Source organism: Hyphomicrobium sp. (assembly GCF_003987855.1).
Classification (GTDB): Bacteria; Pseudomonadota; Alphaproteobacteria; order Rhizobiales; family Hyphomicrobiaceae; genus Hyphomicrobium_B.
The window spans coordinates 52543-77953 of the sequence record NZ_RXIZ01000021.1 but is presented as its reverse complement, the minus strand read 5'-3'; the positions used below and the strand labels follow the sequence as shown (position 1 = coordinate 77953).

The following is a 25411-nucleotide window of genomic DNA, read 5'->3' as shown; positions in this document are numbered from 1 at the left end:
CGTTTCGAGGCCAAGCGCTCGCGCGCTACGGAGCATTTGTCACGATGAACGATCTAGCGCCGCTGCGCGATGAGGCCCTGTCGGCAAAAGATGACCGTCCCGTCAAGTTACTTTGCAAGGACGTTTGGAAAGTCTTCGGCGAAGGCGCGGCCGCGTTCATGGCCAAGCATAATGGCGCTCCGACTGAGGAAGAAATCGCCAAGGCTAAACTGATTGGAGCGGTGCGCCACGCGTCTTTGGAAGTGAAGCGCGGCGAGAACTTCATCGTGATGGGTTTGTCGGGCTCGGGTAAGTCGACTCTGGTGCGCTGCCTATCGCGACTGATCGAGCCCACGTGGGGCTCTGTTGAACTCGACGGCATCGACCTCCTGAAAGCGTCGCCCCAAGCTTTGATCGAAATCCGCCGTCACCGGATGGGCATGGTCTTCCAGCACTTCGCGCTGCTTCCGCACTTGACCGTTTTAGACAACATCGCGTTTCCGCTCTCGGTGCAGGGTGTCGACCGCAAGACGCGGGAAGAACGGGCTCGCAAAGTCATCGACCTCGTTGGGCTTAATGGCCGCGAGCAGTTTTATCCGCGCGAACTCTCCGGCGGCCAGCAGCAGCGTGTCGGCATCGCGCGCAGTCTCGCCGTCGAACCGGAGATCTGGTTCCTCGACGAGCCGTTCTCGGCGCTAGACCCCTTGATCCGGCGCGAGATGCAATCTGAATTGCTTCGCCTGCAGAGCGTTCTCAAGAAGACGATCATTTTTATTACGCACGATTTCGACGAGGCCATCCGGCTGGCGGACCGTGTCGCAATCATGAAGGACGGCCAGATCATCCAGATTGGCACGCCCGAGGAACTGGTTTTGCATCCGGCCACCGACTACGTCGCCGAATTCACGCGTGACGTTCAGCGCGCCAAGGTGATGTCGGCCGCGCGCCTCATGCGCCCTCAACTCTCCTCGATCGAATACGGCGGAACAATCAAGGCCACCGATAAGATTGCGTCTTTTGCTGCTCGCATCGTCGGCGTCAGGAAGAACTTTCTCGTCACGAGCGCCGAAGGAAAGCCGCTCGGTGAAGTCGTCCCCGATGATGTCATCGATCTCTTGGCCGACCGCGATCAGCTCCGCGAGGTCCGGGCATGAGCATCGCGGATAGCGCCGCACCGGCCCGCATCCCATCGGTTTCCACGCCGACGCTGATCTGGGCCGCCGCTCTCGCCATCACCGCAATTCTCTATGTGGCTCCGAACGTCGCCCCGTGGGCCGCTAAGTATCCATCCAGTGCAATCATTCCGATTGCCGATTGGATCTCGGCGCTGATGGCGTGGCTGAAGTCGAACTTCACGTGGCTCACGCGCGGAATAACCGACATCTTCAACGTTCCGCTGCAATGGGCGATCAACCTGCTCGCCAAAGGCTGGAAGTACGGCTACGGGCCGACTGCCTTCGTTTTTCCGCGCCTTTCGTGGGTCGGCGTTTGCGCCGCTTTCGCAATTGCAGGTTTTGCCTTCGGCGGCTGGCGTCTCGCATCGGTAGCCGCCGCCTGCATGATCTACGTCGCTCTGTTCGGCCAGTGGGAAAGCGCAATGCTGACCCTGGCATTGATTGCGATCAGCGTGCCGCTCTGCATTGTCTTCGGCGCAGCGTTTGGTGTCCTGGCGTTCCGCAAGCCTTGGGTCGATCGCGCGATCATCGAGCCCATGCTCGACCTCATGCAGACGATGCCCACGTTTGCCTACCTCATCCCGATGCTGCTCCTGTTCGGCAACAGCCCGGTGTCGGGAATGCTTGCGACTGCTATCTTCGCCATGCCGCCGATGGTCAGGGCGACCGTGCTCGCGTTAAAGCGGGTGCCTCACGAGATCGATGACTTCGGCGAAATGGTGGGCTGCACCGCGCGCCAGAAGCTTTTGCGCGTGCTGCTGCCGTCGGGCCGCGCGACGATGATGATCGGCGTCAACCAGGTCATCATGCTGGCTTTGAATATGGTCATCATTTCATCGATGATCGGCGCTGGCGGATTGGGATATGATGTCTTGCTCGCGCTCCGGGCTCTGAAGATTGGCCAGGGAATGGAAGCCGGGCTCGCGATCGTCGCGCTTGCGATCGTTCTTGATCGCTTGAGCCAAGCAGCCGCCCGCCAGCGTCCGGCCCCGCACGTGCACGATCTCAACTTCGTTCAGCGCAATCCCATGCTGACTTTGGCCGTTGCGATTCTCATCGTCACCACCGCACTGAGCTTTTTCGTTCCGGCGTTCGCGACCGTACCCGCCGCGATCAAAATCTCGACCGCGCCGTGGTGGAAAGCCACGGTCGATTGGATCAACATCCACTTCTTCGATGCCATCGAAGCCTTCCGAACATTTTTGCTGCTCTACATCCTCAATCCCATCCGCGATTTCCTGGTGGCTTTCCCCTGGTTTGGAATGGTTTTGTTGGTTGGTGTAGCGGCCTATCGGCTGTCGGGCGCGCGGCTTGCGGTGATCACCGTTCTCATGACGTTGTTCTGTGCTGTCACGGGACTTTGGGAAAAGTCGATGGCGACGCTCTATTTGTGCGGTGTCTCGGCGCTCATCGCCGCGCTGCTCGGCATTCCGCTCGGCATCGCAGCCTCTCGCAGCGATCGCTTCGCAGCGATCATGACGCCGATCCTGGATACGCTGCAGACCTTGCCATCGTTCTGCTTCATCATTCCGGTCGTCATGCTCTTTCGCGTCGGCGACGTTACCGCAATGATTGCAACGGTGCTCTTCGCGATCGTTCCCGCGATCCGCTACACGAACCATGGCATTCGCCAGATTCCCGAGAACCTCATCGAAGCCGCGACGGTGTCCGGCTGCACGCCGCGCCAGATGTTTTGGCGCGTACAACTGCCGCTCGCGCTGCCGGAAATCATGCTCGGCATCAATCAGACGGTGCTGCTGGCTCTCAGCATGATCATCATCTGCGCAATGATCGGAACGCGCGATCTTGGCCAGGAGGTCTTCATCGCGCTTGCAAAAGCCGATGCCGGCCGCGGCCTGACCGCCGGTTTTGCGATCGCATTTATCGGCATCGTCGCCGATCGTCTCCTGAGGGCCTCCACCGATCGTCTGCAGTCGCGGCTAGGACTGACTTGACGTCGCCAAGCCGCGACCGTGCTTTAATGCACCACGCGCTCGATGGCGATGGCCGTCGCTTCGCCGCCGCCGATGCAAGCTGAGGCAATGCCTTTCGTCGCCCCCTGACGCTCGAGGGCGTGAAGAAGAGTGACGATCAAGCGCGCGCCCGTCGCTCCGATGGGATGCCCCAATGCACAAGCGCCACCATTGACATTTAATCGGTCGCGCGGAATCGCAAGATCTTTTTGCGCCGCCATTGCCACGGCCGCGAACGCTTCATTGACTTCATATAAATCAACGTCGCCCGCCGACCATCCGGCTTTAGCTAGCACTTTGCGCATGGCGGGAATGGGAGCGGTGGTGAACCAGGCAGGCTCTTGGCTGTGCGTGGCGTGCGCACGAATTTCCGCCAGGATCGGGTTCCCGGATCGCTCCGCAAGAGATCGTCGCATCAGTACCAAGGCGGCGGCGCCGTCGGCATTCGCTGATGAACTCGCCGCGGTGATGGTGCCATTCGCCCTAAAAGCGGGCTTGAGCTTTGGCACCTTCTCCGGCACGACCTTGAGCGGATTTTCGTCGTTGGCGACGATGGCCTCGCCGTCTTTTGTGGCGACACTGATAGGCGCGATTTCGGCCTTGAACGCGCCGCTCTCGATAGCGTCGCGGGCGCGTGTCAGAGTCTCGACCGCGAACGCATCCTGATCAGCGCGCGTGAACTGGTAGGCTTCTGCGGTGGCCTCGCCAAAATCTCCCATGCTGCGGCCCTTTTCATAGGCGTCTTCCAGCCCATCGAGCAGCATATGGTCGAGCACTTGGGCGTGCCCAACACGAAGGCCGGCGCGCGCCCGTTGAAGCAGATATGGAGCGTTCGACATCGACTCCATTCCACCCGCCACAACAACCTCTGCCGAGCCGGCAGCCAGAATGTCGTGCGCAATGAACGTCGCTTTCATGCCGGACCCACAAACCTTGTTGATAGTGGTCGCCCCGGTGGCATCCGGAAGCCCCGCAGCGCGCGCCGCCTGACGTGCGGGCGCTTGACCCTGGCCAGCCGTCAAAACATTCCCGAATAAGACTTCGTCGACGGCCTCGGGTGCAAGCTTCGCGCGCTCGAGCGCCGCGCGAATGACATGGGCGCCAAGCTGAGGCGCCTGTAACGACGCAAGCTCTCCGAGAAATCTTCCCAGGGGCGTCCGCACAGCGGAAACGATCACGATAGGGTCGCGGGACATGAGTAACTCCAGTTCGCAAAGCTATTCATGACGACCGACATAATATATGATGAGTGTAATGCAATGTGACGAACACGACCTCATTTCCGTCATTGATGCACCTCAAAGCGGATTTCGTCCCGTCGGGGGTTGGTAGCGATGAACAGCCTGCGACAGCCGTCGGCTCTTGCTGCGTTGCGAGATGGAACGTTGGCGAACGCCGTGGTCTTCGATAAGGGATGGGAGCGTGCTACTGCCGGGAACGAATGCGCAAGGAGAAATGGATGCCGCGAGTTTCGCGTAAAGAAGCTGATCAGCATCGGGAGGACGTTCTAAATGCGGCGTCGCGTCTTTTTCTCGAGCACGGCATTGATGGCGTGAGCGTCCCCGCAGTCATGGCCGAAGCGGGGCTTACCCATGGCGGTTTTTATGGCCATTTCAAATCGAAAGAGGCTCTGGTAGCCGAAGCGTGCTTGCGCGCGTTCGAAGATAGGCGAAGCATTTACGAAGGCATCGAACAGCGCAACGGCGGCAATCGGAAGGCCGCGCGGACTGAGTTCATAAATCGCTACATATCGCGCGCGCATCGGGATGCGATCGGACTCGGCTGCCCCACGGCCGCAATGTGCGGGGATATGGCTCGGGAGAATCCGAAAGGGCAAATTCGGGCCGCCTTCGCCACCGGACTGACCGCGATGGTGGAGCGCTTGACGGACCTCTTGTCGGCAAAGAAGAAAGCCGCGGCGCGCGCCGACGCTTTGGCACAGATCTCGATGCTTGTTGGCGCGGTCGTCTTATCGCGATCGACAAAAGGTTCGCCGATCTCGGAAGAGATCATGCAGGCCGCACGCTCCGCGCTTCTCAAGGAATAATCGCAAGTACCGCATTTGCCTAAGGTGCGGTGCTGAACAGATGCGCTTGGCGCGTCGCCGCTCTCTTCATTGCAACGGCTTGCCCATGGCCTTTTCCCTGGCGAAGAGTGCGATCGTGATTGCGCTCAAAATCGGACCGCCGACAAAAACCCAATCGATGGCGTAGGAGTAGATGAGTGCGGAGGATGCGCACCCCGCTCCGAAAAAGAAGATGCTGTCAATTAATCCTGTGACGCGTGTCTGTACGGCGGGCTTCGTCTCAGCCGGCAGTCCATGGAAGAGGTCTGCCAGATCGAGCATGGCTTGGGTCGTCGTTCCCGTCATGATCGTCGAAGGGGGGTAGTTGGACAGATGAATGCGATGGAAGGCATTCTGAATAGCCATGGCGACGACCAAAGTGAGGCCTGTCGAAACGGCGGGCAGCGCGTCGGCATCTGGGAACGGGCCATAGTGTAAAGCAATCGCCGCGGCGATGCTCATGAGCACAAACTGCAGCGTCAACCAAATTCCGAGGATCGGCAAGCCGCTCCTCTCAAGCTGAAAGCGAAGAAGCCGCGTTGCGAACACGACCAAGCAAAATACCGGGAGCGCCAGAATCTTGGCGACCGTGTCGCCCGTGCCATGAGTGAGCGACGCGCCAAGTGTCACGAAGTTACCGGTGACATGCGATGTGAAAAGACCATGAAGCGCGAGGAACCCGGCAGTATCGACATACCCCGCCGTCAAGCTCAGCACGGCAGGGATCGCTGGTAGGGCTATTAAGCGAAGCTTCATTTCTCTTCCTCCGGACATCGGCGGTAGGATTAGCCGGACAGGCCTGGAGCCGTCATCTGATCAGAAATGAAAAGCGACATTTGTCGCAATGTTTCGGAAAGCAAGATTGGCACGTTCCCCGTGGACAAAGCTGGCGGGTCGGCGCTAACAGTTCCCGCAGCTTACGTCAGTAGGAGCGAAGATCGGATATGATCGATGGATTGGTCACGCTCCAAAGTCGCCATTCGGCCAAAGAGACGGCTGATCGGCTGGCCGCAACCGTCGTTAGCCGCGGTATGATGGTCCTAGCGCGGATTGATCATGCGGCTGCGGCCGCCAAGGTGGGTCTCGATTTGAGGCCGACAGAGGTGATTTTTTTCGGCAACCCCGCAGCGGGCACGCTGCTTATGCAGAACGTGCAGACAATCGGCCTCGACCTGCCATTGAAGGCACTTGTCTGGCAAGACCAAAGTGATGGTGTTTGGATTTCCTACCTCGACGTAAAGTGGCTGTCGCAGCGCTACGCGCTGACCACGGATGCTGCGGCAACTGTCGAGAAAATCGCATCGTTGCTGAAAGCAGTCATAGAAGAAGTCGCGCAGTGACGTCTCTGTAGCAGCGAATTCGGCGAAACGTGAAATGACATTCCCCCGAAGCCATAGATAAGGAAGGCAGAGTATGAAAGCGGATACCACCAAAGCTCGGCGCAAGGCGGCGCTCGATACCCCATCGCACTTTTCCGACAATGCCGTGAAGGATATCTCGGGAGCGCTCTCAGCTTTGCTCGCAGATTTCTTCGCGCTTTATATCAAGACGAAGAACTTCCATTGGCATATGTCCGGGCCGAATTTCCGCGACTACCACCTCTTGCTCGACGAGCAGGGTGCGCAGATCTTCGCCGCAACCGACGATATCGCGGAGCGTGCCCGCAAGCTCGGCGGCACGACGATCCGTTCAATCGGTCAGATCAACAGTCAGAAGCGCATTCTCGACAACGACGCGGATTTCGTGACGCCCAACGACATGTTGGCCGAGTTGCGGGACGACAATCTTCAACTCGCCGACGAGATGCGTCAGCTCCACGATCTCTGCGATGAGCATGGTGATGTCGCCACCGCAAGCATGCTTGAGAACTGGATCGACGAAGCCGAGCGCCGCGTATGGTTCCTTTTCGAAACGACGCGGAATATTCCACACGAAGCCTGATGCGGGTCTCAGCCTAGCCTGGCGATACAGGGTCGATGAGGCGCGACTTCAAACTCGCGCCTTTTCTTTTTTCATCTCTTCATAAGATTGGGGCCTGGGCATTTGAAAGGTCGTCTCTGCAGCTCCGTACAATCCGCGCCCGTGCAGCCGCGAGATGAGGTCGAGTTTCGGCGTATCGACGTAGAGCTTCGCCGGATCGAGCATCACTTCGTCCGCGACGTGAGCTTGCACAACTTCGCCGATGGCGATGAGTTGGTTGGAAAGCTCGATTGGCGTATGCAGCCGGCATTCGAATGAAACGGGGCTGATCGCGATGCGCTCCGGCCTGACCTTGAGAGATGGCCGGGTGTCGAGCTTCGCCAGCGAAAGCTCGTCGATTTCCGGCGGTGCGTCTATGGACGTCAAATTCATCGCCTCGGCTGCAGGGCGAGGCACGAGGTTGACCACAAATTCTCGCGTATCGAGAATATTGCGCGCCGTATCCTTCATGCTGTTGTCGCCGTCGGCCATGATGCCGACCGCAAGCAGCGCCGGATCTTTGCTCATGGCATTGAAGAAACTGAACGGCGCCGCGTTGCGGACGCCGTTCTTCGACAGTGTCGTGATCCAGGCGATGGGCCGCGGGACGATCGTGCTGGTCAACAATTTGTAGCGATCGTCAGCCGCAAGTTTTTCGAAATCGAATTCCATCGCCTGCCTCTTTCCGTTCGTCAGAGTCCATTCAGGATCGCTTTAGCGTGGTCGATTTCGTCTTGCACGATCGTATGGCCCATGCCCGGATAGATGATCTCGGTCACGTTCCCTCCGAGCGCTTCAAGCACCTTTGTCGACTCATTCACTCGCTTCAGCGGGATGTGAAAATCGACATCGCTGCAGCCGAGGAACACCGGAGTTCCGGCGAGAGATCCCGCATAGTTGCGAGGCGTGCCATCTGGCCCGATCAAACCACCGCTAAAACCCACGACACCGCCGAAGCGGCGCGCGTTTCGCGCAGCGAACTCAAGTGCGAGACACGCGCCCTGAGAAAATCCCGCTAGGGCGATCTTCTCTGCCGGCATGCCCTGCCGCTCAAGATCCGCGACAACGTCTGACAGCGTTTTGAGCGCTTTGCTGAGATGCGGCTCGTTCTGGGCAATTGGCGCCATGAAGGACTGCGGATACCAACTGCCAGAACGTGCCTGCGGGGCGACAAAGGCGATGCCGTCGACCTCGAACGCGTCCGCGAGGCCGAGCATACCCTCGGCACTCGCACCGCGCCCGTGCACCAGGATCATCGCCGCGCGGGCGGTTCCCACAGGGGTACCTGCGCGAATGACTTCTGATGACATCGTTGTCATGCTGCCTGCTCCAGTGGTTGCAGGATCGCCTCGATTTCCTTCCGCTGGCCTTCGAGGAACGCCGGCAATTTCAATGCCTGTCCCAGAGAAGCCACCGGCTCGTCGACTGCGAACCCAGGCTGGTCGGTTGCGATCTCGAAAATCACGCCGCCAGGCTCGCGGAAGTAGATTGACCGGAAGTAATTGCGGTCCATCTGTTCCGTCGCATGGATGCGATGGTTCTCGACGAGCTTCTTGCGCATCTCGGCCTGCTCTTCGTCCGTCGCAGCGCGGAACGCCACGTGGTGAACCGAGCCGCGGCCCATATTGCCGGCAAGGAAGCCCTTCGCTTCCCGGATCTCGACGACGCCACCGTTATCCGTGCCTCTCGCAACAAACCGCGTCACCGGCCCGTCGCTGCCCGCTTCCTTGAAGCCAAGCACATCCGTGAGGATTGCGCCCGTACGCTTCGCGTCTTCGAGCAGAAGGCGGATGCCGTAGAAGCCGCGAATAGCGTCTTGCGCCGGAACATCGCCGCCGGTCCAGGCTGCTTCCGCTTCCGCGCCAGCCACGCCGACAAGAGCGAGGCTCATGCCATCCGGATCCGTGAATTGCAGCACCGACTGGCCGAAGCGCTTCTCGATGGCGTCATGCGGTACGCCTTTCTCGACAAAGCGATGCGTCCAATAGCCGATAGCAGTCTCAGGAACGCGAAACATCGTCTGCTGTGCAAGGCCGACTCCGTTCCGTCCTTTGGGCGCATGCGCCCAAGGAAAGAACGTCAAGATCGTGCCAGGCGTGCCTTGCTCATCACCAAAGTAAAGGTGATAGGTGCCGGGATCGTCGAAGTTGACGGTCTTCTTCACGAGGCGGAGGCCGAGAACGCGGGTATAGAAGTCAAGATTGCGGGACGCATCGCCAGCAATTGCAGTGATGTGGTGAATGCCAGACATGGCTGGTCCTTTCTCCCGTCTGCACGGGATATCGCTGTTTGATCTGCTATGTGAGTGATCGTTCCGGCGCTTCAATTGTTGCCGGTGGAAGCGGACCGTCGCCAATGTGGCGACGATCCGGATTAGCGAGGCCTACGCCTTCAGCTTCGCCGCGATCTGCGCGACGTGGCGGCCCTGGAAGCGAGCACCAGCAAGTTCGTTCTCCGACGGCTGACGCGAACCATCGCCATTCGCGATCGTCGTGGCGCCGTAAGGCGAGCCGCCAGTCACTTCGCTGACACCCATCTGACCCTGGAACGAATACGGCAAACCAACGATCACCATCCCGTGGTGAAGCAGAACCGTATGCGTTGACAGGATCGTGCTTTCCTGGCCGCCGTGCTGCGTAGCCGTCGACGAAAACACGCTGCCGACCTTGCCGATCAGTTTGCCGCCGAACCACAGGCCGCCCGTCTGGTCGAGGAAGTTTTTCATCTGGGCAGGCATGTTGCCGAAACGGGTCGGCACACCGATGATGATCGCGTCGTAGTTCGGAAGCTCATCGACCGTTGCGATTGGCGCGGCTTGGTCGAGCTTGAAGTGCGACTGCCGGGCGACCTCTTCGGGCACCAATTCCGGCACCCGCTTGATCGCCACCTCGGCGCCGCCCTCGCGTGCGCCAGCCGCCACGGCCTCGGCCATCTTCTCGATGTGACCGTAGCTGGAATAGTAAAGGACGAGGACTTTGGTCATGTGCGGGTCTCCAAGCACCTTGAATTCGCTGTTTTCGGAGGGGCTCTGCCGTCCGATGCTCGACATATGTATCGTTGACGAAAATTGCTCAATACATCAAAATAACATCAGTCTGGTTCCATATTGGATACAAATGGACAAAATCGATGCGATGCGGGCCTTGGTCAAGGTCGTGGCAAGCGGGAGCTACGCGGAAGCAGCGAGGCGCCTTGGCCTGACCCGTTCGGCGGTCAGTAAGGGCGTCATGGAGCTCGAGCAGGCCCTGGGAGCGCGACTTCTCGATCGCACGACCCGCCGCGTGACGCCGACCGAAGCCGGGCTGGCTTATTACGAGCGCTGTGTCTCGATCCTCTCGCAGATCGAGGAGACGGAAGCGCAGGTCTCCCGTCTCCACGACGAGCCGAAGGGCATTCTCAAAGTGAACGCGCCGATGTCATTCGGCTTCTTGTACCTCGGTAAGGCGATCGCCGATTTCATGACCCGCTTCGACGATCTGAAGGTCGAATTGATCCTGACCGATCGCTTCGTCGATCCCCTGGAAGAAGGCGCCGATGTTACTTTGCGAATTGGCACGCCGGCGGATTCAAGTTTGATCGCCCGTCGCATCGCCCCGGCGCGACTGGCGCTTGTCGCCTCTCCAGAGTACCTCGCGAAGCACGGAACGCCGGAGTCGCCCGCCGATCTAATCGATCACCGATGCCTGAGCTACGGCCATACGACGTCAATGCAGCGCTGGCACCTAACCGAGAAGGGCGAGCCGATCTCGATCGCCATCGGCGCGTGCCTTTCGTCCAACAACGGCGACGTGCTGCGCGACGCCGCGGTCCAAGGGATCGGCATCGCCAACTTGCCGACATTCATAGTCGGCGACGATATTGCCACCGGTCGGCTGATGTCCGTGCTTCCGGAAAATCGTCCCGCGGATCTGACGATTCACGCGCTGTATGCGCCCAACCGCTATCTTGCTGCAAAAACCCGCGTCTTTATCGATTTTCTCGTCGATCGCTTCGGCAAGTCGCCGCCTTGGGACAGGTTTGAATCCGATCCAAGCTAAGTTTTGGGAGCGCGCCTTAGCAGATAGGTGTCCATGATCCAGCCCTTCTTTGCTCGCTCCTCCGCCCGCGCCTCTTCGATTGCGTCGACGCACTCGCTGAGCTTGCCCGACATGAGAATCTGATCGGGTGTTCCAAGATACGCACCCCAGTAGATTTCAACGTTTTCGTCGGCAAGCGCTCTGAGGCCGGCGCCATTGTCGAGCATGACGACGGCGGTATCGACTTTATCAGGCAGACCCTCCATTAGACGGCGCCCCGTCGTAATGTGGACCGGCTCTCCGATCGGATTGAGCGCGATCTTATGCTCAGCGGCGAGAGCCTGCACCGCAGTGATGCCCGGAATGATCTCATATTCGAAAGTCGCGGCTCCCTGCGCCAGCATTTGATCAATTACGCGCAGCGTGCTGTCGTAGAGGGAAGGGTCTCCCCACACCAGGAACGCCCCGACCCCGCCTTCTGGAAGGTCATTGGCAATCAACGTCGTGAAGATTTGCGCTTTTTCCCGATGCCACGCATGCACGCCGGATTTGTAGTCGCCGGCCTGATCGCGGACGGGGCCAGGAACTTCGACGATGCGATATGATTTGTCTTCGATGAACCGTTCGCAAATCGTGCGCCGGAGATCTGCCAGATCTCGCTTCTCTTCGCCCTTATCGAGAAAGAAGAACACATCGACGGTGTTGAGCGCCTTGACGGCTTGGATCGTGATGTAGTCGGGATTTCCGGCGCCGATGCCGATAACCAGAACCTTCTTCATGTCTTCCCCAGCTCCATGGCGAACGCGACGGAAACCGTAATTTTCGGGTTTTGTCGATGGGGAACGCGTGAAAGATTGCGCTCGGAGCCGTTCGGTGCCAATCCACGCCGATTAGCTGCAAAGGAAAATGCCCGCCTATGGCCGAGCGCATCGTGCTGGTGACTGGATCGCTGGCAGAACCCAGAGTGAGACGCGTCGCCGAAGACCTCACCACCACCGATCTTCAGCCTGTTGTTGCGAATGTCGGCGTGAAGGTCGCGGCGCTGATGACCACGGAGATCGTCGAGAGGCGCCTGAAGCTTCCCGAACACGCCGATCGCGTCATTATGCCAGGGCGGTTCCGTGGTGACCTGGAACGCCTGACGGACCACTTCGGAACGCGATTTGAGCGGGGTCCTGAGGAGATCGCGGATCTGCCGGCTTATCTAGGCCAGGATGCGCGCAAAATCGATTTGTCTGAGCAGGACGTGAAGATTTTTGGCGAAATTGTCGACGCAACTTTGCTCACGCCGGAACAGATTGTCGAGCGCTCTCGAAAATACCGCGCTGACGGAGCTGACGTCATCGACCTCGGATGCTTGCCCGATAGTCCGTTCCCCCATCTCGAGGCGGCCATCGCGGCGCTGCACGCCGATGGCGCCAAGGTCAGCGTCGATTCCTTTAATCCGGAGGAGCTGTCGCGAGCCACGCGCGCAGGTGCCGATTACCTGTTTTCCCTTTCCGAAAAGACAATATCGATCGTGGACGAAGGTCCTGCTGCGCCGATTCTCATATCGGCCGGCGCGGCCGATATGACATCTCTCGATCGCGTTATCGATATCATGATCGCGAAAGGTCGGCCATATTTTGCCGATCCAATTCTCGACCCTATTCACTACGGTTTTACGGCGTCGGTAGCGCGCTATTATGATCTAAGGAAACGGCGGCCGGAAATACCGATACTAATGGGAATCGGAAATGTAACAGAACTAACGGACGCCGATACGACAGGCATAAATGCCATTCTCATGGGAATGTGCTCCGAGCTTAACATCACTGCCGTCCTCGCTGTGCAAGTGAGCCCACACTGCCGCACGGCGATCAAGGAGTTCGATCGAGCACGCAGAGAATTCTTCGCGGCGCGCAAAGCCAATGCGCTGCCTCAGGGCTTTGGCTCAGGCCTAATGGCGCTGCGTGATGGAAAGGGTTTTGCATCGACGCCAGCTGAAATCGCGTCTCTTGCCTCAGAGATCCGCGATCTCAATTATCGGATCGAGGTAGCCGAAGATGGCGTCCATATCTACAATCGAGACGGGCACCACGTATCGGATGATCCCTTCCAGCTCTATCCGCATCTCGACACGCGCGCTGATCCGGGTCACGCATTTTATCTCGGGGTAGAAACGGCGCGTGCAGAGATCGCGTATCGTCTCGGCAAACGTTACGCCCAGGACGAGCCATTGGAGTTCGGAGTGGTTGCCGAAACGAAAGGCTCGGCAGATGACGCCCATTTGATGAAGTTCAAATCCGCTGGTTCGACACTGAAAAAAACGGGCAAAGACGAATAACGCGATATCCCGTAAATTCCTGCCGTTTGGAATCACCGCGTAAGGCGACGAGACTTCCAAAAATATAGAGTATTTCGATATAGGCAGGGAAATTAACTATTTATTAACCGAAACATCGCGGACTCAATGGAAGGCAAAAACCATCCATCGGATGAAATCCCGTGACGTCTACTCGGCTATTCTCTGTTTTGGCGCTGTCAGCAGCCTTGTCCGCATTCGGGGCCGCCTGTGGCATGGCGCAAAGCCTGAGCGATTCCTCGCTCACGCTCTCTTCTAGCCCGCAAGGATATATGGGTCTTGGGGGCAACCTCGGCAAAGCCATCGTGGAGCGGCATAAGACCCGACAGGCGAAAGCCGCTAAGCCCGCACAGGTCGAGCGCCGGACCTCGGTCCGCAATAAGCCTGCGCTTCGGGCCGAGAAGGCGCACCTCTCCAACGCCAATTCTCAGTCGCCCATCTTCCTCATTGCCCAGTCTCTCGATCATACCGGGCTCAACGTTGGCACGATGAAGACCATCACCCGGGGGCCGTGAGGAAGCGACGCTCTACCATGCCGCGCGAACGTGGAACTTCCTGGAACACCGAGGAAATCCCGTCTTTCCGGCGGCAGGTTGAAGAAATTTGCACCTGGGGGTTCCCACGGGGATTTTTTATGCTATAGCCCGCGCTCCGGCCGCTCCGAAACGAGCGGCCTTGTTTATCCGGCAAAGCGCATCAAGTGTGATAGCGATGGCGCTTTTGGTAACGCGGGGTGGAGCAGCCCGGTAGCTCGTCAGGCTCATAACCTGAAGGTCGTTGGTTCAAATCCAGCCCCCGCAACCAAACATAACCGTTTGAATAATAGGATAAATATTGAGTTCATGGCCTAGCCATGCATTTCACGCGCCAGCGCGTTGGTACGCCAGTAGTACGCTAAACGCTTATGCGACGTCATAAGACAAATCCGCCTTCACCTGGTGCGCTCGGAAACTAGCAAGCGCTTTCAGGGCTCAGAGTGCTCGCCTCTTCGATCAGCTGCACGCGGTTGGGCTGGCCGTTCTCGCTGCGCTCACCTGGGATGATCCAGATCGGCGCAATGTCGGACAGCGTCAACTCGGCCATGGCGATGCCGGTGACTTCCCCGATCCTCTGAGCAGTGACCAGCGCCAACTTGAGCGCCAGTGCCGTTGCCTTGGTCATGGGAAGATCAGTCCGCTCGCTCTCCCCCGGCTCCCTTATCGGGCGTCCGCCTCCCCTGCCCGGCTGACGTCCTTTAATCTAATCAATTCGCTCGTTGATCGCGCTTTGCCTGACCGCGTGCATTCGCCTTCAATATGCTGCCGATTTTTGCGCCGGGCGTGCGAACACGTTTCGGCGCTCCGCCTTTGTCTTTCTGTCCCGTGCTCGCAGCCTGACCAGCTGCCGGATGATGCGTGAACTTATTTGCCCGATGGAGCGCGAGAGCATGGTGCGCGGCTTCGACATGCCCCGCTTTAGCCTCGAGATTGTAGTGGCGCGCCCGCTCCTTCTTCACGCGCTTGAGAGCTTGCGCAAAAACCTGCTTTCGCATGGCGGGATGTTCGGCGGTTCCGGGAAAACTTTTGCCGCGTCCAGGCGAAGTGCCTTTCATCTCGCGACGCTTTTGCCGGGTGAAAGTCTTCTCTTTGTCTTGAAAACTTTCAAGTCTCTGCGCCAAATTTCGCAGAGCATCCTTGTCGAGATCGTAAATTGCAGGGTGATGAGACGACTTGACGACTTCGAACTCATCGTGGCTGAGCAGGCTTCTTTCGTCCTTGTTGGAAAATGACATAGAGTACCTCACATAATGCACGACCATTTTTGATTATAGCGTTTTCTGATTTAGCCCCCGGATTAAATTTATGTGCGGTAAATTCACACAAATGGCATCGTGGAGAGACGTGCACGAGTTCTCTCAGCCATTGGTCGAGACGGATAGTGAAGTCGTCTCAACGCCGATGCGCTTCGCAAACATTATCCGCCTGAACAAAGCTGGCGAACGTGAGGTCGTGCCGATGCGTTGGGGCTTCGCTGCCAAGGGCGACAAGAACCCATCTCGACCGAAGCATATGCACGCGCGCTCTGAGACTATCGACAAACTGCCGACGTTCGCCGATGCGGTTCATGAACCGTCGCATTTTGCTCTTTCTGTATGTCGTCGAGTTCGGCCTTGATTGCTGTACTTTTACATACGACCGCAAGTCTCGCTGATGAACTCTGCTGAACGAAGGGTAGAGCGGAGTTTTTGCGTTTTCCGATGCAAGAGCGGCGGAGTGAGACCTCAACTCGGCTTGGCGAAGCTTGATCTTCTCGACCCTGCTTTGAAGTTGAACGATCTCGTGCTGCTGGCGGGCAAACTGCGCCGCTCGCCCGAGATCGCACCGCTCGCCAGTCGATGAACTGCCGATGAGGGGGCTCGTAATTTGTTCATATCCAACGATCGCTGGCGTGCGTTGGGATTCGGGATTTAAGGTTTTTGTGAGTGCTGTAAGTGCCGGGCGGCCGAGAAGATGGACTGGCATGAGTCCACACCAAGTTCTCGACGCACGCAATATTCACTGACCGTTCGAATTTCCCAGGAAACTCCTTATACGAGCTCAATTTTCCCCCGCCAATCAAGCGTTGGGCACCCGAAGGCTCCGCAGGCGGCCAGATGCACCCACAATTAGCCGGATTAGGCTCGGCTTCTCGAATCGTAGGCCGCATTCTCGGCGGCAAATAGCTCTCGAGCGTACCCGTCCTTGTCCATTCCGTTCGCCGCGCACCACACTTCAAACTCGTAGGGCTCGATCATGACCCGCTCGACCAGCATCCCATGAGATTCAGCTCTTTTGGATTCCGCCTCCGCATCTTTCAGCCAAACTTCGTAGCTATTCGCCATTTTGTGGCCGTCCGACATGATCCTGCGAATCTCGTCGTAATCACCGGATCGGAACCAGGGCAAAGCGAGGCGACGGTCTTCCATAATCGAGCGTCCTTGGCCCAGCTTAATGAGATTCCAAGCAGATCATGTCAATCGACACCGATCATCTTGGCTATCTGCAGGACCGCCTGGTGGCCATCGATCGCGGTGGCATCGGCGCCTACGGCAGACGCCAGGGCAGGATCACGAACAAAAACCTGACCCCCGACAAGAACCCTGACCTCAGAGTTATGGGAGGCTCTTCGTATAGCGCGGATTTGCGATTCAATATCGGCCGGGTCCGAAATTCTACTTGCTGATAGTCCGATCATGTCGAACCATTGGCCGCCAACCAACTCGACGATCTCGTCAATCGATCGCGGTGGTCCTCCCCAGACGCGCCATCCTTCGCTTCGGAAGTGCTCCCCGACCAAAGATACCCCAAAAGTGTGATGCTCGCCGGGTACGGGCATGAGCAAGGCCCGCCTATTCAAAATAACGCTGCGGACCTCACGTTGGAGTTCGGAACTGAATTCATGGACGACAAGCTGAAGGGTCATGACACCCCGCGTCACGTCCATAAAATCGTTGATGTCTTCATCCCAAAGCTCTCCCAGCCGGCGCGCGGCGGGGGCAAGAAGATCTTGAAATAGCGTCTCAACAGATAAGCCATCGGCGCGTAAGTCCGCGAAATAGGCGATGGACGCTGCGGGATCACGGTTGATAACGAGTTCCGCGAACTCGCTCACCCGGTCTGCGAGATTGGGATGAACTACGACCGGCGTTTCTGGGGGCAGAGCGACGCGGTCGGTTAGGAGCAGGCGCGGAACGATATGATCGCTAACGACCCGTTCGAGAATTGAAAGACGCCTCTTCGCGGCAAGATCGGCCACGGGCACATAGGCCGTCTGGCCATCGTGTCGTTGAGTTGAAACCCAATCCTCACACTGCAGACTAACCTGAACCCTCGCCAGTCTGTCCCGCACTCAATGTCCCCAGGAGCCGACGTGCTCGCCGCATAAATCGAAAACCGGCCAACATAATCATTGAAGCATGTTGGTCATTCGCTCAACAACAACTTTATGGCCTTGCTGCATCGCAGCAGGCAAAACCTTCATTTGGCCGTGAGTTTCACCAAGGCTACCAGTCGGGGTTGACGATCGTCGACCAACCCCGCCGTGCAAGTCGGTATCGAATCGTGGCCTGCCGGATGAGCGCGAACAATTTGGGCGGCGCATCAAAGCCCATTACGCATAGGAGCGCTCCTCGAGAAATGCGGGTAATCAGCCGTCAATAATGAGCGTGCGGTCCACTTTGGGTTGGGAGCGGAAAACAAACTCTCTCCCGTGGGAAAAGGGCTGATATTCGATTCGCATATCAGGACTAGTAATCGGAGCATCTTTTCCAGCTTTGCGTCCTGCCTAGTTCGAATTCCGCCCCTCGTCCGGTCCATGTTGCGCAGCTCCATCATCCATTTGCTTCCAGGGCAAAGTGTCAAACGGTGGCGTGTAGCATTGCGCGCGATACTCGTCCTCCGGCACCTCGCGTTCTGTTCCATTCGAAAATCGGACCCTTGGTAGGGTCGACAGCTGGATCGCGTTCAGCCTGTGGTCGTGCTTCGCTAGGCGGACCGAAGATCAAAATACGGCGTGCTCGCCGCGCTCGACCTGGGCTTCGCCATTGATGACGCGGGCATAGTAATCGAACAGCGTTTCAGTGCCGAACGACAGAGTGGCCTCGGCGTCGTAGCGTCCTGTTGCCGGGTTCAGGACCAGCATCGACTCCGTCGCGTAGTAGCATCCGATACGGGCCAACTCTGCCTTTGAAGCGATCGCCGGGACCACACGGCCGATTGCGGCGAGCGTCCAGGCGATGCTGTCGATCAACGGCACGGGCACGTGTTTGAAACGCGGTTCGCGACCAAGAAGCTTAAACAGCTGTTCGCCTTGCTGTTTCGGCGTAATTGCCGGCTCGGGGCCGCCGATCGGCAGCACGCGGTTGTGCCGGCCTTCGTCGTCGATGCATCCGGCGAGAAATTCGGCCAGATCGTTATCGCTGATCGGCTTGCATGCCGTCAGTGTCCCATCGCCAAACAGCAAAAATGGTTTGCCTCGCTTCACGCGGTCGATCTGGCCCGACAGCGACTTGAAGAAGGCCGTTGGCCGGACGATGGAATAGGTAAGCCCGGATTCCATCAGCAGCTTTTCAAACGCGAGCTTGGCCTGTTGAAAGGGCAACAATGGTTTTTGAACGCAAATCGCCGATAGCAGCACCATCTGCGAAACGCCGGCCTGCTTCGCTGTGTCGAGTGCACTAACATGCGCTTGATAATCGATGGACCAAGCGTCCTGTGGCACGCCGGTGCGCGACGCGAGGCACGAAACCAAGACGTCAAAGCGTTCGCCGCGAAAACCATCACGAGCCACGGATTCCGGATGGGTCGCATCGCCGATTCTGAGTTTTGCGCCTTCAAAAAAACGCGCGACGTCGCGGTTGGTCTCGGTAAGAGCGTTTGGGCGTACCAGACATACGACGTCGTAGTTGCGATGCACCAATGCACGCACCGTGGCTCTTCCGATCGTTCCCGTCGCTCCTAATACGAAGACGCGCCGCGGCGTTCTTTGCGGTGATGGAGATGTGGAGGGATCAAACATGATTCCCGGAAGGATGGCGTAGGTGCGGGGAACTGGCAACGTACGTTTCGTCCATCTGAATTTCGATCAGTTGGAAGCGCAGGCTACCCGCCTCGCGATCGAACCGCCGCAGTTTTACGACCACGATCACGAGGCGTTCGCGCCTTATCCCGCGATGTTCAAATACTTTATTGAGCAGACGCGCAAAGCCGCCGACAGGAATTCCTGCTCCTTGCGTCGCCGATCATTGGCGGGTCAATGGCAGATAGTGGGATCAAACGGACATTTCGCAAGAGTAGCTTTGCTGAGAACGAGGACATCCGTCGCTCGATCGCAGATGCTTATCATTCCGGTGCGGTGGGCGTCAGCTGATCGCCCGAAAGCGGACAATGATGGTTGGTCGACTGAGGGCCAGAAGAGGACATGCGGACCGAAGAATCGTTGTTTGGAGCATCTGCCCGCAAAATCCTAGAAGCGGGCATTATCCTACTGGCGGATATGGACATAGGCTCGGCAACCTATCACTCCCGCTGTCGCGTGGCTTTTGGGCATTTAGAATGCTGCCGCCTAAGCAATTCGCCCTCTTACGTTTGCAGCAGCCATCGCCGCCAAGACGAAAAAGGCGGCTTCGCGTACTTTTACCGCTGGCATAGAACTTGCGGACATTATGTTGGGCCGTCGCTGCGAGATTTTCTAAAAATTGAATGCTTGCTGACACTTGCCGCTGACGATGGCTTTTGCGGTTGCTGACTTGGTTCGTCAGTCTGCGGAACTTGCGAGCAGACGCGAGCAAAGCTGCACAAGAATTGAGCGTACTCAACGAGCCAAAAACAATGTTCTGGAAAAAGCGCACGAGCGAGGACCGGCCTCAACAAATGGAAGATGCTATGTCATGCGGGGAAATAATCGCGACGCCGGAAGCTCCGGCAACACCCTCCGCCAATCCCACTTCCCATTCGCAAGTGGATCAGATGTTGTCCTACGTCTACGAAAAGGCACGTCTAATCACAGAAGGTAAGTTGGCTGATTATATTCCGGAACTCGCAAATGTGCAGGCCGATTCATTCGGTATTGCGATCGCCACCACCAAAGGCAAAGTCCACAAGATTGGCGATGCCGATTTCGAATTCACCATCCAGTCAACCTCCAAAGCGCTGACTTATTGCATGGCCCTCGAGCTCGTGGGCCGCAAAGAAGTTCTGTCACGCGCCGGAGTGGAACCGAGCGGTGACCCATTCAATGCTATTGAGTTTAGTCCCGTGACGCGGAGGCCCTTCAATCCGATGGTCAATGCGGGCGCCATCGCCATATCCGGCTTGCTGCGAGACGTCCTCGGCATTGAAAAGGCATTCGACCTCATGCTCGACAGATTTTCCCGTGCCGCCGGACGTCAACTATCCTTGAACGAGAGCGTCTATCGCTCCGAGGCAGCAACCGGCCATCGAAACCGAGCGATCGGCCATCTTCTTCTGAGCGTCGGCGCTATGAATGAGCCGGTCGAGTCCGCGCTCGACCTCTATTTCAAGCAGTGCTCCATCATGGTGACGGCTACGGATTTGGCCCGCATAGGAGCGACGATTGCCAATCTGGGATTCAATTCTCTAACGAACGAGCAAGTGTTCGACATCGACGCGGTACGCGACACCCAATCCGTGATGTTCACGTGCGGCATGTACGATTATTCGGGCGGCTGGGCCTATGAAGTAGGAATTCCCGCAAAAAGCGGTGTAGGGGGAGGCATCCTCGGCGTAGTGAACCGGCAACTCGGGGTCGGTACTTATTCGCCGCGGCTTGATAGCAATGGCAACTCGGTGAGAGGCATCGCGAGCTATCGAATGATGTCGGATAGCCTCGGTCTGCATTCCTTTGACCTGACAAATACAGGTTCCGAATTCGTCAGCTCGTTTTTTACGTCCGACCGAGCTGAAAACTAAAACCGCATGCGTTATGAGACGGATTTATAAAGCCCGGAAAGCGCACGAAAAGTCGTGGGAGAAACAACGATGCGTTTGGACCAAGTCGTACTGCCCGGTGGCATCATCAAGTTGAAGGTCACTGGGCCACTCGATATCGCCGGCGCAGGGGAAATCGATGCTCCCTTCAATGCCATTTCGAGCAAGAACGACAGAATTATCGTCGACTTCAAGGATGTGACTTTCCTCGCCTCGATCGGAATCAGGCTCCTGGTAAAGGCTGCGCGCAATATCGCCAAAAGGAATGGACGCCTGATCGTTTTCAGTCCGACTGATGATGCACGCAAGGTTCTGCGATCTACCGGAATTGATAGTATTGTCCCGGTGGTGGCCGATGAGGCTGCTGCGATTTCGGCGTGCGGGTGACAGTTGCGCGTAAATGAAATTCGCAGGCCAGATCAAACTTCAGCCCACGCCTTCCGACGTTACACGGTTGAACGCTTGGCTCGACCAAATATTCTCCGAAAGCCGTATCGAAAAAGCATTGGCGGCTGACCTCAAACTCTGCCTCAATGAGGTTGTCGCTAATCTTATCAGCTACGGCCTCAAAGATATTAGGGAACCGTTCGTCTCTATTGACATTAATCTTCGGCCGGGCTGCGCCAAAGCCGTTGTCAGGGACAACGGCTTTCATTTTAACATAAGGACGTGGCCGCTGCAGAAGCATCGCGATTTGATGTCATGCGAGCCCGGTGGTTTCGGGGTCGCACTTATTCGAGAGCGCGCGAGCCGGATCGATTACGCACGGGAAGGCAACTTCAATCGCTTCGAGATTGTATGTGAAGGCTAGCCTTTGAACCGCAGCGAGACGCAGGTAATATCGTCGGATTGCTCCGTTCCCTCTGCGAAACGCTCAACCTCGGCCGTCAACTGTTGAACGATATCCGCGGATGTCGAGTACATCCGCTTGTCCAGCCATCTCAAGAGACGCTCCGAACCGAAGACACGACCGTCTATGTTGAACGCCTCCGTGATCCCATCGGTGAGAAGAATGACTGTGTCATCCGGCGAGAGCTGCCGGGTCGCCGTAGGAAATTCTGCCACTTCGAATAGCCCGATCGCGGGACCCATGTGATTGAACTGCTCGTGTTCGCGTGAACCGCGCAACAACACGGCATCGTCGTGTCCGGCGCTCGAAAATGTCAAAATGCCCCTTTCAAGATCAAGCACGCCATACGCAATCGTAACGAACATGCCTTCGGTGTTATCGAGGACCAAAATTGAGTTGACCTTGGAGAGCACGCTTCCTGGCTCTTCGTCCTCAAAAGCAATTGTCCGTAGCACGGTCCGCGAGACGCTCATGAAGAGCGCGGCGGGCACTCCCTTGCCGGAGACGTCACCCACCAGAAAGCCCAGCTTTTTTTCATTGATGAGGAAATAATCGTAAAAATCGCCACCTACGGATTTGGCTGGCTTCATGACCGCGAAAATATCGAACTTGTCGGCGAGAGGTCCGATCGGAACAGCTTGAGGCAGAAACGTACGCTGAATCTGCGCCGCCGATTCCATTTCTTGCGCTATGCGTTGTAGCGCTTCACGGCCACGGTTACGTTCGCTTTCCGCTTCGAAGTAGAGGTAGCCAGTTCCCAGTATGTAGGCGGCGGAATTGCTCATGATTGGGAATACGGCGTCGACAAGAAGCCCGTGCGAAAACGCCCAGAGGCTACCCAATGCGAATAGGCAAACAGTCGCAAATCCGACCACTGCCGCCAGACGTGCACCCCATACATAGATCATCGCGGCTAGAAGAAGCGTAGAGGCGACAGTCGCGACGATTTCCATTCCCTTCGCGTAGTCCGGTCGTGCCAGCGGCGCCTCGCCAATAAGCTGCTCGATGGCCTGTGCATTGATCTCGACGCCGGAAATGACAGGATCGAGAGGGGTGGCACGCAAATCGAGAAGCCCCGGCGCGCTTGTACCGACGATTGCGATTCGGCCTTTGAGGTCCCCGGGCGGTACCGCGTCTTGCAACACGTCGGTCGCGGAGATCGAGCGCTTCGGATCGTGCCTTGAGAAGTGAATCCAGATCTGACCATCGGCAGCGGTCGGAATGGCCGTGTCACCGATCCCGACGGTTGTAATGCCGGTATTTCCGGTAAAGCCGCCGTCCCCGGCAGTGCGCACTCCGATCGTCTTCACTCCGACTAATACCCGCAACGTTTCCCCGACGAGCGAAGGAAAAAGCTGCCCCGATACGTCGATGATCAATGGAATGCGACGAAGAATCTGGTCGTGATCAGGAAACCAATTCAACGCGCCTAGTCCGGTCGCCGCTTCTGAAAGTACAGAAATATTGCCTGTGGCACCTTGAAATCCGTGGGCGAAAAGGCCCGCATTCTCCCCAATCGTCGCGAACGAAGCCTTGGGCTTTGGAATGTTGCCTGTATTACCGGAGGTCCCGATAATCCCGAGCACGACGCGGCGCCCCCGCAGCGCCTCAGCCATCGCATTGTCGGGGGCCACCCCTTGATATTTGTCGAGTAGCAGTTTTAGTTCTGGCGCCTTTCGCAAGGCATCAGGCAATTGGTCGAGCGGCCCGGGCGTTTCCTCTGGAAACACCATATCGAAGGTGATTACGCTTACGCCCAACGCGACGAGCTTATCGATCAGTTTCGCGAGAACATCGCGTCTCCACGGCCAATTGCCGAAGGCTTTTATTGAACGTTCGTCGATATCGATGATGCGGACCGGATAATCAGTATCGACCGTTCGGGGATCCGTTTGCTGCAGGACGTCGAAACCGAGCAATCGCAGACGTGCGACGAATTCCGGATCTTTGCCACGTAACAGGACGCTGGCCGTCAGGACGCAGACGATCAGAAGCCAGTAAGTCGCGCGAATGCTTAGCCAGCGATCGCGAGGCGTCCCATCATTCAGCATGCGAATTAAAAAGCCCGTGGTGGATTTTTGCGGTTATGTTACATAAGGCTCAATAGAGGGAAAACACATTCTTCGGAACTCCGTATGGGGAGCATTCTTCCACCTAGCGTTCGATGCGCCAGCCAACTCGCCATTATGATGTCGGCAATTGTCTTCGTCTTTGACCAGCAGGCACTGGGTGACGACGGTACGCCCGAAATCGGCACAGCCATAACGATCAAGCGAGAAGTCGTCGCAACACTCGGCGATGAAAAGCGCGATCTGCAGGAAGGCGGCCGAGTGCATCGCTCGGAGTACTTGGAGACGGGAAATGATGGTCAGGCGGAATTGAAGCTTGACGATCAGACAAAGCTCGCACTTGGGCCAAACGCCGGCCTCAAGCTTGATGATTTCGTGATCGGAAAATCCAACGGCGTAACCAGTATCGGAGTGAATTTCCTCAAGGGTACGTTTCGTTTCATCACGGGCTCGGAAAAGAAAGACGCCTACCGCATCGATACACCATCAGCAACAATCGGTGTCCGGGGGACGGTGTTCGACGTTTACGTCGACGGAAATGGCGATACCCTGGTTCTTCTTCAGGAGGGCGAAGTTAATATTTGCACGAAGACGCACACGTGCACGCGCCATAACGCGGTGGGGCGAATTATTCACGCAACGATTGGTGGCGTGCTTTCGGCGCCTCTTAAGTTTTCAAAAGGGCTCATTCCGGGGCTAGGAGTGGGTACTGCATTTCCTTTTGTCGGCAAGACTCTCCGTATCGACCCCATTACCCGATTGAAAACGGCCGATATAGTCACAAGTCCGGCAAAAAATGCAGGACGCGCCATCACAAAGGGAGCGAGTTCGATCGGCAGAGCCTTTCGGAAGGCAATTCCATTCTAAGTATCCGTGACGCCAGGCTCTGGCGTCACACCCAATGGCGGGCCACTGTGGGCGCCTTCTGGTCCTAGCCTAACAACACGCACCCTTAGTTTCTGATGTCTGTGGGAGCGGACATAAACCCACGAGTCTCGAATATCTCAATCAGTTCGAGAGCGGTGCCAGCTTCTTCTGCCTTGCGTCGCCATCGACGACCGAACTTGATGACCGCTTGGGGTCAAAAGCGGTTGTCGATGTCATCAGGACGCTTCTGATTGACCACTGAAAGCCCGACGTCGTGGCAGTCGCCGACAACAACCTTCCAAAACCACCTGCCAGAGTCCGCTCCTCGGATCAAACGGACATTCCGAAGGAGTAGCTTTGCAGAGAAAGCCGACGTTTGCTTTGGAATGCGGACAGCACTCTGGTGGTGACGGTCGCATGTCCGTTGTTCAACGACGAGCGGGCGAACCCGGTTCTTCTGATAAGGGCGAAGTGCTGCCATGAGCGTCGCTTGCTGGACCGTGCCGTTTTTCACACGGGCAACCGCAGCTGCTTGCGAAGGCTCTTGTCGAAGATCTCGGCGGGGGACAAACGACGCAGCAAGCTAATCTGGCTAGCGATCTTGCCGGCTGTATAGCGCCGACGTGGACGGGTGGCGGTCGCGGCCCT

Annotated in this window: 27 protein-coding genes and 1 tRNA gene; 15 read left to right on the top strand and 13 right to left on the bottom strand. The window is 57.5% G+C overall.

The features are described from left to right. The first annotated feature begins 44 nt into the window (after positions 1–44). On the top strand, positions 45–1133 hold the full coding sequence (locus EKK30_RS17315; protein WP_290986886.1) for a glycine betaine/L-proline ABC transporter ATP-binding protein: 1089 nt from the start codon (positions 45–47) through the stop codon (positions 1131–1133). After that, positions 1130–3109: a proline/glycine betaine ABC transporter permease gene (locus tag EKK30_RS17310; RefSeq protein ID WP_290986885.1), complete on the top strand. Its 1980-nt coding sequence runs from the start codon at positions 1130–1132 to the stop codon at positions 3107–3109. Before EKK30_RS17315 ends, EKK30_RS17310 begins: the two co-directional genes overlap by 4 nt. Before the next feature lie 23 nt (positions 3110–3132). Here EKK30_RS17310 and EKK30_RS17305 read toward each other — a convergent pair whose 3' ends face one another. Then, positions 3133–4323: an acetyl-CoA C-acyltransferase gene (locus EKK30_RS17305; RefSeq protein WP_290986884.1), complete on the bottom strand. Its 1191-nt coding sequence runs from the start codon at positions 4321–4323 to the stop codon at positions 3133–3135. Between the two features lie 263 nt (positions 4324–4586). On the opposite strand from EKK30_RS17305, the gene EKK30_RS17300 reads away from it, so the two are divergent. After that, complete coding sequence (locus EKK30_RS17300; protein WP_290986883.1) at positions 4587–5174, top strand: TetR/AcrR family transcriptional regulator; 588 nt, start codon at positions 4587–4589, stop codon at positions 5172–5174. Positions 5175–5240: 66 nt separating this feature from the next. On the opposite strand, the gene EKK30_RS17295 is transcribed toward EKK30_RS17300, so the two are convergent. Beyond that, a complete protein-coding gene (locus tag EKK30_RS17295) occupies positions 5241–5948 on the bottom strand; it encodes a YoaK family protein (protein ID WP_290986882.1) in 708 nt (235 codons plus the stop codon). A 188-nt stretch (positions 5949–6136) separates the two neighbouring features. Between EKK30_RS17295 and EKK30_RS17290 the strand changes: the two genes are divergently transcribed. Both EKK30_RS17290 and EKK30_RS17285 read left to right on the top strand, forming a co-directional pair. Beyond that, positions 6137–6532, top strand: a complete 396-nt coding sequence (locus tag EKK30_RS17290) for a DUF302 domain-containing protein (protein ID WP_290986880.1) — start codon at positions 6137–6139, stop codon at positions 6530–6532. Positions 6533–6605: 73 nt separating this feature from the next. Continuing rightward, positions 6606–7133 carry a DNA starvation/stationary phase protection protein gene (locus EKK30_RS17285; protein WP_290986878.1) on the top strand — a complete coding sequence of 176 codons (528 nt, stop codon included), beginning with the start codon at positions 6606–6608 and terminating at the stop codon, positions 7131–7133. Positions 7134–7181: 48 nt separating this feature from the next. Here the strand turns inward: EKK30_RS17285 and EKK30_RS17280 are convergent, their stop codons facing one another. The 4 genes from EKK30_RS17280 to wrbA form a co-directional block, all read right to left on the bottom strand. Beyond that, positions 7182–7823: a flavin reductase family protein gene (locus EKK30_RS17280; RefSeq protein ID WP_290986876.1), complete on the bottom strand. Its 642-nt coding sequence runs from the start codon at positions 7821–7823 to the stop codon at positions 7182–7184. 20 nt (positions 7824–7843) lie between these two features. Next, a complete protein-coding gene (locus EKK30_RS17275) occupies positions 7844–8470 on the bottom strand; it encodes a dienelactone hydrolase family protein (RefSeq protein WP_290986875.1) in 627 nt (208 codons plus the stop codon). Beyond that, the gene (locus EKK30_RS17270) at positions 8467–9402 is read right to left on the bottom strand and encodes a ring-cleaving dioxygenase (protein WP_290986873.1); all 936 of its coding nucleotides are present in this window, start codon (positions 9400–9402) and stop codon (positions 8467–8469) included. Before EKK30_RS17270 ends, EKK30_RS17275 begins: the two co-directional genes overlap by 4 nt. Before the next feature lie 132 nt (positions 9403–9534). Continuing rightward, a complete protein-coding gene (gene wrbA, locus EKK30_RS17265) occupies positions 9535–10134 on the bottom strand; it encodes an NAD(P)H:quinone oxidoreductase (RefSeq protein WP_290986871.1) in 600 nt (199 codons plus the stop codon). A 133-nt stretch (positions 10135–10267) separates the two neighbouring features. Between wrbA and EKK30_RS17260 the strand changes: the two genes are divergently transcribed. Then, positions 10268–11188: a LysR family transcriptional regulator gene (locus EKK30_RS17260; RefSeq protein WP_290986869.1), complete on the top strand. Its 921-nt coding sequence runs from the start codon at positions 10268–10270 to the stop codon at positions 11186–11188. Here the strand turns inward: EKK30_RS17260 and cobF are convergent. After that, positions 11185–11946 (bottom strand): precorrin-6A synthase (deacetylating), encoded by a 762-nt coding sequence (gene cobF / locus EKK30_RS17255; protein ID WP_290986867.1) that lies wholly within the window; start codon positions 11944–11946, stop codon positions 11185–11187. The two genes, EKK30_RS17260 and cobF, sit on opposite strands and share 4 nt — an antisense overlap. Before the next feature lie 137 nt (positions 11947–12083). Between cobF and EKK30_RS17250 the strand changes: the two genes are divergently transcribed. The 3 genes from EKK30_RS17250 (at position 12084) to EKK30_RS17240 (ending at position 14315) form a co-directional block, all read left to right on the top strand. Beyond that, on the top strand, positions 12084–13493 hold the full coding sequence (locus EKK30_RS17250) for a DUF6513 domain-containing protein (protein WP_290986865.1): 1410 nt from the start codon (positions 12084–12086) through the stop codon (positions 13491–13493). A 161-nt stretch (positions 13494–13654) separates the two neighbouring features. Beyond that, positions 13655–14026, top strand: coding sequence for a hypothetical protein (locus EKK30_RS17245; RefSeq protein ID WP_290986863.1), 372 nt, complete (start codon positions 13655–13657; stop codon positions 14024–14026). A 212-nt stretch (positions 14027–14238) separates the two neighbouring features. Further along, a tRNA-Met gene (locus EKK30_RS17240) sits at positions 14239–14315 on the top strand. Positions 14316–14462: 147 nt separating this feature from the next. Here EKK30_RS17240 and EKK30_RS17235 read toward each other — a convergent pair. Both EKK30_RS17235 and EKK30_RS17230 read right to left on the bottom strand, forming a co-directional pair. After that, on the bottom strand, positions 14463–14672 hold the full coding sequence (locus EKK30_RS17235; RefSeq protein WP_290986860.1) for a hypothetical protein: 210 nt from the start codon (positions 14670–14672) through the stop codon (positions 14463–14465). Between the two features lie 82 nt (positions 14673–14754). After that, positions 14755–15282 carry a hypothetical protein gene (locus EKK30_RS17230; RefSeq protein ID WP_290986857.1) on the bottom strand — a complete coding sequence of 176 codons (528 nt, stop codon included), beginning with the start codon at positions 15280–15282 and terminating at the stop codon, positions 14755–14757. Between the two features lie 70 nt (positions 15283–15352). Between EKK30_RS17230 and EKK30_RS18200 the strand changes: the two genes are divergently transcribed. Further along, the gene (locus EKK30_RS18200; RefSeq protein ID WP_366927363.1) at positions 15353–15664 is read left to right on the top strand and encodes an SOS response-associated peptidase family protein; all 312 of its coding nucleotides are present in this window, start codon (positions 15353–15355) and stop codon (positions 15662–15664) included. Positions 15665–15763: 99 nt separating this feature from the next. Further along, complete coding sequence (locus EKK30_RS17225) at positions 15764–15889, top strand: hypothetical protein (protein WP_290986855.1); 126 nt, start codon at positions 15764–15766, stop codon at positions 15887–15889. Between the two features lie 275 nt (positions 15890–16164). Here the strand turns inward: EKK30_RS17225 and EKK30_RS17220 are convergent, their stop codons facing one another. The 3 genes from EKK30_RS17220 to EKK30_RS17210 all read right to left on the bottom strand — a co-directional run bounded on the left by EKK30_RS17220 (position 16165) and on the right by EKK30_RS17210 (position 19046). Next, positions 16165–16389, bottom strand: a complete 225-nt coding sequence (locus tag EKK30_RS17220) for a hypothetical protein (RefSeq protein ID WP_290986853.1) — start codon at positions 16387–16389, stop codon at positions 16165–16167. A gap of 113 nt (positions 16390–16502) precedes the next feature. Continuing rightward, entirely contained in the window at positions 16503–17378 is an 876-nt protein-coding gene (locus tag EKK30_RS17215; RefSeq protein ID WP_290986851.1) for a B12-binding domain-containing protein, read from the bottom strand. A 651-nt stretch (positions 17379–18029) separates the two neighbouring features. Next, complete coding sequence (locus tag EKK30_RS17210; protein WP_290986899.1) at positions 18030–19046, bottom strand: NAD(P)H-binding protein; 1017 nt, start codon at positions 19044–19046, stop codon at positions 18030–18032. An 812-nt stretch (positions 19047–19858) separates the two neighbouring features. On the opposite strand from EKK30_RS17210, the gene glsA reads away from it, so the two are divergent. The 3 genes from glsA (at position 19859) to EKK30_RS17195 (ending at position 21788) form a co-directional block, all read left to right on the top strand. Further along, complete coding sequence (gene glsA / locus EKK30_RS17205) at positions 19859–20959, top strand: glutaminase A (RefSeq protein ID WP_290986850.1); 1101 nt, start codon at positions 19859–19861, stop codon at positions 20957–20959. A 69-nt stretch (positions 20960–21028) separates the two neighbouring features. Further along, positions 21029–21364, top strand: coding sequence for an STAS domain-containing protein (locus EKK30_RS17200; RefSeq protein WP_290986849.1), 336 nt, complete (start codon positions 21029–21031; stop codon positions 21362–21364). A gap of 13 nt (positions 21365–21377) precedes the next feature. Beyond that, positions 21378–21788, top strand: a complete 411-nt coding sequence (locus tag EKK30_RS17195; RefSeq protein ID WP_290986846.1) for an ATP-binding protein — start codon at positions 21378–21380, stop codon at positions 21786–21788. Here EKK30_RS17195 and EKK30_RS17190 read toward each other — a convergent pair. Continuing rightward, positions 21785–23878 (bottom strand): CHASE2 domain-containing protein, encoded by a 2094-nt coding sequence (locus tag EKK30_RS17190; RefSeq protein ID WP_290986845.1) that lies wholly within the window; start codon positions 23876–23878, stop codon positions 21785–21787. The two genes, EKK30_RS17195 and EKK30_RS17190, sit on opposite strands and share 4 nt — an antisense overlap. A gap of 84 nt (positions 23879–23962) precedes the next feature. Here EKK30_RS17190 and EKK30_RS17185 point away from each other — a divergent pair, with 84 nt between their 5' ends. Further along, positions 23963–24763, top strand: coding sequence for a FecR domain-containing protein (locus tag EKK30_RS17185; RefSeq protein ID WP_290986844.1), 801 nt, complete (start codon positions 23963–23965; stop codon positions 24761–24763). Positions 24764–25411: the final 648 nt, after the last annotated feature.